The sequence below is a fragment of the Asanoa siamensis genome (assembly GCF_016862555.1).
Lineage (GTDB): Bacteria > Actinomycetota > Actinomycetes > Mycobacteriales > Micromonosporaceae > Asanoa > Asanoa siamensis.
Genome location: NZ_BONE01000152.1, coordinates 1 through 8068, shown reverse-complemented (window position 1 = coordinate 8068; position 8068 = coordinate 1). Strand labels below are relative to the sequence as shown.

Below are 8068 nucleotides of genomic sequence, written 5' to 3'. Positions count from 1 at the left end.
AGGCAGGCCCTTGAGCCAGTCACAGACGACCATGCAGGCGTCCTCGACACCACGATTCTTCAGCTCAAGTATCCACGGCCATCGTCGTGTCAGTCATCGGTGCCGCTCCTCGATCAGGAAATACACCGAACTTTTCCAAACTCACTTTTGAAGAACCCTTATGCGGCTAGTGGCCTGCAGATTGCGTGGCGAGAAGCTCGGCTGAGTTGCTGGGGCCCAAGTCGTTCAGGTGTGGCAGCAGCTGGACGCTCGTGGGCATGGTCCGCAAGGCTCCGATCGCCGCCAAGGTTCGATGGTAACGCACATTGAGCATGCGCCCCGACGACCTAGTACGGCAAGCGCCATTCGAGATCATGGTTGGAGTTCGAGGGCGCGGCCAGTCTCGCGGCGACCAGCGCGCCCTTGGCGCCGTCACGGTCCTGCCACGACGCCGCGAGAACCCCAAGCGGTTACCAGCAGCCCTAACGTGTCGGTAATGATGAACCGCTTGCGACCGTTGATTTTCTTCCCAGCGTCTAACCACGTGTGTCACGGCCGACGGTGTCAGCGCCCTTGACCAACTGGGAGTCGATGATCCCGGCCGACGGTTCCGGCCCGCGACCTTGCACAGCGCGGGCTTTGACCCTCAACTCGGCCAATAGATGCTCGGTCACGCCAACCTGTCCCCACAGACGGGACCGCATGCAAGATCGCGTTGACGATCTCACGCCGCGGGTGCTTCTCCCGCCGGACCTCCGTAGCCGGTTCCGGAAGCAGCAGCTGGAGCAGCGCCCACTGCACATCGGTCAAATCAGACGGGTATCCACGACGGAACGACGACACTGCGCCACGTTGCCTACGACCACCGCCGATGTCACGCCGGCACACCACCAACATGAAAGCAATCTCAAACACGCTTTTAGGCATGTCAGCGTGATTCAACCCCGTGGCGGTTTCAAATCACCTGCAGCGGTGGTGCCGAGGCGAGGTCAGCAACAGCCGCGTGACCCGCAGTAGCTACAGCAGCCGTTGCAGCCGTACCCCCAGAAGGTTCCACAGCCCTCCTGGGAGTTGTCGCACCGGTTCCGCTGGTCGTCATAGATGCACCGCACCGAGCAATAGTCGCTGTTCGTTGCGCATTGGCATCGACAACAGGCGGCGAGTTGGGCGGGGCCGAGGATAGCCAACAAGCTTCTGGCGGTATCCAGACCGAAGGCGGCGATGGAGTCCAATCTGAGCTTCTCTAGCGTCTCGTGCTTAGTCTCGTATCCCAGCGTGAAGGTTGCCTCGTCGGCCGCCAGCGCAGTCGCCTGGTCAAGGACCCGGGCCTGCTCGGCAGACATCGCGGTGCTGGCCACGGGGTGTCGGGCGAGGTGCTCTGTCCACAGTCGTGCGCGATCACGTGGCGGTAGCGCTTCATGGATCGCTTGGCGGTATGTGAGGTCGAAGGCGGAGAATCCGCCATAGTCTCGAGGGATCGCGTCTGGATTAGCCTTCACCCACGCCCGAGCCTGCTCTGATCGTTGCGCCGGGCTGGCGAACACCGGTGCCTTACCGAATAGGACGAACGCTGCCGCCATGCCGGTGCCCGCTGCGACCCGGAGGAAGTCCTTGCGTCCGATGCCGTTGCTCGGTGTGGGTTGGCTGCCGCAGAGTCTCTTGAGCTCGCCGAAAGCACGCAATAGACGAACGGTCGCCCGCGGACCAAGGTGCCGTACAAGTCGCACCGCCATGCGCGTGCCGGTCCACGCCCGAACCTCCGCGCCGGAGAGCTTCATCAAGGTCGGGACCCGCGGCGGGTCGTCGCCCAGAGCCTGCCGGCGCCAGCCTCGCACGTCCTCGTCGTCGAGCGGTCGCACGTCCAGCTCCGTTCGACACTCGCTCGACACTGTCTGGGCGAGCTGACGGCAGGTTCCGCAGGATGCGTCAAATGCCAGAATCAGACTCTGGTCGCCCTTCACAATTAGCTCCTGATCTGCTGGCGAGACTCGCTATTGGGACGATAGAACCATGGGCTGCCTTCGGCTCGGCTTCATCACGGATATCTACCTACATCGTCCTACGCTGACCGGTGTTCGTGACTTCTCAGTATCCACGCGACGCGGTCAGCACCACGGTCGAGATCGTGCGCAAGCCAGCCGAGCAAAAGGGATTCGCGGCATGGCTCGCAGCGTCACCAGAGAGGCCCGCCCGACCGCCGGCACACCCGGCGCACCTTCCCTGGACCTGACCGGTTCTCTCCAGCACGCTCTGACAGAGTTCTCAAGAGGGTACGTATCACAAACCCTGCTGTAGGCGGCGTAGCCGCCGCAGGTTGGTCGCCGGCACCGCCGTGTCGCCTTCGTGATGAGCCGTGGCCCATACTGACCGCGCCCGTGCGCGGTGCCGTCCTCCTTCCCTCCAAACGCGTCCCCTTTGGCGTCTACATGGCCATGGAGTGTCGAGATGCGCGATGACGGGGTGCCCCGGGAACCAGCCAACGCTGATGTCATGGCGGTGGAGTTCGAGGAGTTCGTCCGGGCTCGTTCGGCGTCGTTGTGGCATGCGGCGTATCTGCTTACTGGCGACCGGCACCAGGCCGAGGATCTGTTGCAGGCGGCGTTGGAGCGGGCGGCGGTGCGGTGGGAGCGGTTGGATCGGCCGGAGTCGTATGTTCGCAAGGTTCTTTACTCGCAGGCGGTGTCCTGGTGGCGACGGCAGCAACGGCGGGTGTCAGAAGTGTTGGTGGACACACCGCCGGAGCCCGGCGGCGAAGCGCGAGAACCGGAGGCGCGAATCGTGGTGGCGCAGGCGTTGCACCGGTTGGCTCCTCGCCAGCGGGCGGTGCTGGTGCTCCGCTATTACGAGGATTGCACCGAGGTCGAGACGGCTCGGTTGCTGAATGTGTCGGTTGGGACGGTTAAGAGCCAGACGCGGCACGCGTTGCGGCGGCTGCGGCTGCTGGCGCCAGAGCTCGCCGGCCTACTCAATGATCTGGACGAGGCGCCTGCCGCTGGCCAGAAGGTGGTGACCCCATGATGCTTCGCGAGCATTTGCGCGCCATCGCCGAACGTGAACCCGCGCCGGTGCTATCGGCTGGCTTTTTCGCTCGGGCGCGTCGGCGCGCGCGACGGCGTCAGATGGTCGTGGCTGCTGTTTTGACGGTCGCTGGCGCCGGCCTGGTGGGTTTTCCCACGGGTGGTTCGACCGACGTCGCGTCCTCAGGGTTCTCGAGGCTTACCGTTTTGGCCAGCACGCCGCTCGGCGGCTGGACCGGGTGGGTGCTGCTCATGGCTCTACTGGTGGTGCTCGCCGTGCTGTGGCGTGATCTTCCGCGGGTCTCGGTGATCCGCCGGCTGCTCGCCGTGGCCGTGGTCGGTGCAGTTCTGGTGCTGGCGGCACCGCCTGGCACCGCCCTGTGGGGTGAGCCGCGGGGCCGGCTGGGGCTGCCTGACCGACTGGCTACCCCAGGATCCTGGGCCTTGGCGGCTGAGTTCCGGCAGTCACCGCCGGGCCTGGTTGCGATGGTTTATAGCGGTCCGGCTACTTACGGCGACTTGGAGGAGGGCCGCGCGGTGTTGCTGGCCGCTGACGGCGACCGGTATCGAGTGTTGGACAAGTTCACCGATCCACTGGATCAGATGTACACGGAGGCACCGGCCGGTGGGCAGACGTGGCCGTTGGTATCCCCTGACGGTCGACGGCTCTTCGACGGCGATTCGCGCATCTATGACCTGGTCACCGGCGATCTGGTAGACGGCCCGAGATCGGGCTCGATCCCAGCTGGTTGGTCAGCCGACGGTCGGCGTTTGGTCAGGTCGCTGAAAGGCGGGAACGGCGAGCCGGTCGCTTGGGAGGTGTGGGACCTGCCATCGCAGCGGATCCTGCAGACCATCGCTCAGGAGGGCGTGGGCGAGGCCCTCGCGCACGGAGCGGCGCTTTCGCCGGACGGCACCCGGGTCGCTGTTGAGCAAGGCGATAACATCGCGGTCTATCCCGTCGCCGGTGGCGACCCGATCACCTGGCCACGTGACGGCTGGCGGCTCGGCGACAGCACTGCATGGAGCCCCAACGGGCGGCTGGCGATGGTGCGCCGCACAGGCTGCATCGGCTGCTTCGGCACGCCACAGTCCGGCGAGCTACGCGTTGTGGATGTCGAGACCGGAGCGACGGTCGAGGGCGGGGCGTTCCCTCGGCTGCCAGCCGATGTCGTGGTGCGGGTGCAGGGCTGGCGTTCGCCGTCTCAACTAGTCGTGCAAGTGGGTCAAGGCGTGGAGATCTTCACGCTAGGCGAAGCAACGCCCGAACGCATGCTCACACTGCCCGAAGGCGTAGAAACGGTCGAGATCGCCGCCAGCCGCCTCGCAGACCCACAGCGCCCGGCCGAGACTCCAACCTACGGTCCACCGAACGTTCTGCTATGGCTGGTCCTTGGGGCCTGTGGCGCCCCGATGCTGCTGGCGGCTGGCTTCGTAGGGCTGTATCGAAAGGTGCGGACCACCAAGCGGCTCTGATAGATGGGCGGGAATTCTGCGAAGAACAGCGAGCCAGCCACCGCGAGCGCGATGAACCAGGCAGCCGCTCGGCCAGGCAGGTAGCCGTTGCCGAGGAGAGCGTTCTGCAAGTAGCCCCAGGACTTTCGACCGCCAGTGGCGTTCAGTGCGATGCGACGTCCGCTCATGCCGATGTGCGCTCACCTGATCCGTCGGAGGTGGTCGGCATCGAGACAGTCGTGTCGCCGATCACCGTCGGACCCCAGACTGACGCAGCGCGACGCCAACAACCGGTACCACCGGATGAACGGCGGCCGAGAGCCAGTAGCCGACGTGCGCGCTCTTCGGGACATTGCGATAGCGGCGTTGCCCGGCGGTGCAATGGGCGTTCGTGCTTCCTCCGGCCACCGGGGAGTGCTCGTGTGGCTTGCTCGGGTCCGCCGTCCTCGTCGCGTGGCTCGGGACTGCAAGCGGGCGCTGTAAGCGCCCCGGCCGGCGCGGTACCAGCGCCGTTGCACCATAGTCAGATAATCTTTATATTGGCGGTCATGTCGAAGGCCATGCGAGAGCCGACGTTCTGGATCCTGACCGCGCTGGTCGATCAGCCACGGCACGGGTACGGCGTGATCCAGACGGCCGAGACACTCTCCGAAGGCGAGGTCAGGTTGCAGGCCGGCACCCTCTACGCGGCGCTGGACCGGTTAGCCGCCCAAGGACTGGTCGCGATCGACAGAGAGGAGACCGTTGAAGGGCGTCCTCGGCGCTACTACCGCCTCACCGACGGCGGCGCGGCGGCACTCGCTGAGGAGGCAGCGCGACTGGCCCGCAACGCTAGCACCGCATCGCGGCTGCTGAACGCCTCGCGGCCTGGCCCGGCGTTCGCATGAGCCGCCGCCTCGCCACCCCGTATCGCCTGCTGCTGCGCGTCTACCCGAAGGGCTCACGTCGCGGAGAACTGGCAGACACGCTGCTCATGGCCGCCCAGGCCGGACACATCCGGCCTGGCCCTTTCGAGACGCTCAACCTGCTTCGGCAAGGCATGCGGGCCCGACTCGGTCGCCCACTCAGCAGGGGCGTGGTCGTGCTGGCAATCTTCGCCTCAGTCTTCTCCGGCTTTCTGAGCGCGTCGGTGGCGAACCGTATTGGTTGGGAGGCGGCGCCGGCGCTCCCAACCGGCGCAGCGCGGACTCAGCTCGCCGAGATGCTCACCCCAGGCTTGTCGGCACAATGGTACGAAAGGTCGGACGACCCCTTCCGCAACAACGGCGGTGAGACCGATGCGGCGACGGTCAGCTACAGCACCGATCGGACGCCTGCAACCGAGGACGTCGACGCCTATCTAGCCGGCCTGCAGCGACGCCTGGAGGCGGCCGGCTGGCGCGTCACCGATACCTACTCGACCAGCCCGGCCGACATCGAAACAGGCGCCCGGCAAAACAACTCGCAGGCGTTGACCGCGCGCAACGACGCACTCGTGCTGTCGTTCGAGGACTACTTCGACGCAGCGTACGCCGAAGGCGGGCTCAGAGTCTCGATCTACCGGGCGGAACCGCGCTGGCTCACTGGTTCGACGCTCGCCGTCGGCCTGCTCGGTATGCTGGCCGGTTGGCTGCTAGCCGGCTGGGCCAGCCGCCGTCTCGAGCACCGTCCGTTGGCTGCTCCTCTCGCGGCCACCGCCGCCATTGGCGGTCTCGTCCTGCTGATCCCCGCCTGGCTGCTCGGTAGTCTGCAATTCCTGGGCACACTGTCCGACACGGCCGTGCCTGACTCGCCGTTCTGGCGTGGCCTGGTGCCCACCGACGAATTCGGCGGCATGGCCTACCCCGCCGGGGCGGCGATAACAGCAGCCATCGCAGTGGCCGTGCTCTGCCCGCCCCGGCCCGCACCCGCAACCGACCCCGGCTCAGCCAGTTATCTGACCCACGAGGCCAACCTCGACCAAGATCAGACGTAGCCGCCGAACGGGCGCGGCGTCGCGCCAGGACGCCGATCACCATGCAGCGGAATCCCTGCCGGTGGGCACAGCCGGCTTTGCCGCGTCGGCTACGGCATACAGTTGGACGCGGACGAATACCGGCCAGGCGAGCTGCTCGTATCAGCGGATGAGCTCGCCGGAGAGTTCGCCGGTGCCGTGAACACCGTCGTCAGTAGCACGTACGGGTCATCGTCGTTGGTGACGCACGGTGGTGTATGGCTGCCTTTCCCATCTCAGTGTCCGATGTCGTCTCTTCCGATCAGCTCGTCGTGCGCGCCGCAGTGTCAGCTTTCCTGGGCCGCTACGCGGCCAGACCCGCGTGCACACCGACTCAGACCTGCGCCTCTTCCTCCGCTGGTGCACCGACGAGGCTCTCAACCCGTTTGACCGCGCGCCGGGTCGACGTCGAGCGATATGTGCGCTGGCTGCAAGAGATACGCCGATACCAACCCTCGACGGTCTCCCGGCGGCTGTCGGTCGTGGTCGGCTTCTACCGGGTCTGCGTCATCGACGCCCTCCTGGAACACTTGCCGGCCGACTACGTCCGCCGCCCCACCGTGCCGGCTGAGTAGCCGACCCCCGGACTGGGCCACCTGCAGTTCGAAGCCCTGATCACCACCGCCCGTACATCTCCGAACCCGAACGACTTCGCCCTGGTCGCCCTGGTCGCCCTGCTCGGCCTGCGGATCTTCGAAGCCTGCGGGTCGAACGTCGCCGACCTCGGCGAGGAACACGGCCACCGCGTCATACGCGTACGCGGCAAGGGCGGCAAGATCCGGATGGACCAACACGCCGCCACCCGCCGCCTCAAACACCTCGCCAACACGGCGGGGATCCGGATGCCGAGGATGCATCCCCAGATGCTGCGCCACACCTTCGTCACGACCATGCTCGATGCCGGAGTCAGTCTGCGTGACGTGCAGATCGCCGCCCGCCACGCCGACCCCCGCACCACCATGCGCTACGACCGCGCCCGCAAGAACCTCGACCGGCACCCCAACTACATCCTCGCGGCGTACATGGCCTCCGGGACATAGTCGTCCGCAGACCGCTCTCCAATGAGCACTTTCCAACCTGATCTTGCAGGTCAGCGAGTGGATGGAGGCCGCAGATCGATAAGGGCGGTCCTCCTGGTGGGACAGCAAATCGACCAAGGCCCGACGCGCAACCGGGAGCCTCGCCTGTGCTGTCCTATCCGTCCGCGATCGCGTGTCCAGCCGAACCTTGCAGCAGGTCGCCGAGCGCATCCGCAACCACCGCAGCCGGCGCCGATCCCGATGGCGTCTCGACGCGGGACGGCAGGCACTGCTCGCCCTGGCGCACCTCCGGAAGGCGACACCTATACCTGGCTGGCCGCCGGATTCGGGGTCGGCGTGACCACGGCATGGCGGTACGTGCAGCAAGCTATAGCCCTGCTCGCGGCAGCCGCCGATGATCTGGCCGCTGCCATGGACCGGGTCCGCCGGCTGGCGTACGCGATGCTCGGCGGCACCCTGATTCCCATCGACCGGGTCGCTGACCAGAACGCGATCTTCCGGGGTTGAAGCCGATGGGAAGAGCGGCGGCCTGTTCTAACAGACTGGATCATCGTCCGATTTCTGCATTACTACAAAGCCCATTTCAACGCAGTGCTGAACTACCT

Annotated in this window: 7 protein-coding genes and 1 pseudogene; 6 read left to right on the top strand and 2 right to left on the bottom strand. The window is 66.1% G+C overall.

From position 1 onward, the window contains the following. Positions 1–968: 968 nt before the first annotated feature. Positions 969–1940 carry a bacteriocin fulvocin C-related protein gene (locus tag Asi02nite_RS40385; protein WP_203719335.1) on the bottom strand — a complete coding sequence of 324 codons (972 nt, stop codon included), beginning with the start codon at positions 1938–1940 and terminating at the stop codon, positions 969–971. Positions 1941–2424: 484 nt separating this feature from the next. Between Asi02nite_RS40385 and Asi02nite_RS40380 the strand changes: the two genes are divergently transcribed. From Asi02nite_RS40380 to Asi02nite_RS40365, 4 genes are all read left to right on the top strand, one after another. Continuing rightward, positions 2425–2997 carry a SigE family RNA polymerase sigma factor gene (locus tag Asi02nite_RS40380; protein ID WP_239127694.1) on the top strand — a complete coding sequence of 191 codons (573 nt, stop codon included), beginning with the start codon at positions 2425–2427 and terminating at the stop codon, positions 2995–2997. Next, entirely contained in the window at positions 2994–4472 is a 1479-nt protein-coding gene (locus tag Asi02nite_RS40375; RefSeq protein ID WP_203719334.1) for a YncE family protein, read from the top strand. The genes Asi02nite_RS40380 and Asi02nite_RS40375 overlap by 4 nt, the downstream gene beginning before the upstream one ends. Positions 4473–5011: 539 nt before the next feature. Beyond that, on the top strand, positions 5012–5338 hold the full coding sequence (locus Asi02nite_RS40370; protein ID WP_203719336.1) for a PadR family transcriptional regulator: 327 nt from the start codon (positions 5012–5014) through the stop codon (positions 5336–5338). Then, positions 5335–6405 carry a hypothetical protein gene (locus tag Asi02nite_RS40365; RefSeq protein WP_203719333.1) on the top strand — a complete coding sequence of 357 codons (1071 nt, stop codon included), beginning with the start codon at positions 5335–5337 and terminating at the stop codon, positions 6403–6405. Before Asi02nite_RS40370 ends, Asi02nite_RS40365 begins: the two co-directional genes overlap by 4 nt. Positions 6406–6800: 395 nt before the next feature. Here the strand turns inward: Asi02nite_RS40365 and Asi02nite_RS40360 are convergent, their stop codons facing one another. After that, on the bottom strand, positions 6801–7280 hold the full coding sequence (locus tag Asi02nite_RS40360; RefSeq protein WP_203719338.1) for a hypothetical protein: 480 nt from the start codon (positions 7278–7280) through the stop codon (positions 6801–6803). Here Asi02nite_RS40360 and Asi02nite_RS40355 point away from each other — a divergent pair. Together Asi02nite_RS40355 and Asi02nite_RS40350 are read left to right on the top strand one after the other, a co-directional pair. After that, positions 7206–7463: a tyrosine-type recombinase/integrase gene (locus Asi02nite_RS40355; RefSeq protein ID WP_203719332.1), complete on the top strand. Its 258-nt coding sequence runs from the start codon at positions 7206–7208 to the stop codon at positions 7461–7463. The genes Asi02nite_RS40360 and Asi02nite_RS40355 overlap by 75 nt on opposite strands. A 146-nt stretch (positions 7464–7609) precedes the next feature. Continuing rightward, positions 7610–7967 (top strand): annotated as a pseudogene (locus tag Asi02nite_RS40350) (transposase family protein); the annotation flags it as partial. Positions 7968–8068: the final 101 nt, after the last annotated feature.

What these genes read in the sequence shown, in the direction of transcription:
- Asi02nite_RS40380 (WP_239127694.1), top strand. Translation starts at nt 2,425, where the DNA reads ATGCGCGATGACGGGGTGCCCCGGGAACCAGCCAACGCTGATGTCATG.
- Asi02nite_RS40375 (WP_203719334.1), top strand. Translation starts at nt 2,994, where the DNA reads ATGATGCTTCGCGAGCATTTGCGCGCCATCGCCGAACGTGAACCCGCG.
- Asi02nite_RS40370 (WP_203719336.1), top strand. Translation starts at nt 5,012, where the DNA reads ATGCGAGAGCCGACGTTCTGGATCCTGACCGCGCTGGTCGATCAGCCA.
- Asi02nite_RS40365 (WP_203719333.1), top strand. Translation starts at nt 5,335, where the DNA reads ATGAGCCGCCGCCTCGCCACCCCGTATCGCCTGCTGCTGCGCGTCTAC.
- Asi02nite_RS40355 (WP_203719332.1), top strand. Translation starts at nt 7,206, where the DNA reads ATGGACCAACACGCCGCCACCCGCCGCCTCAAACACCTCGCCAACACG.
- Asi02nite_RS40360 (WP_203719338.1), bottom strand. Translation starts at nt 7,280, where the DNA reads ATGCATCCTCGGCATCCGGATCCCCGCCGTGTTGGCGAGGTGTTTGAG.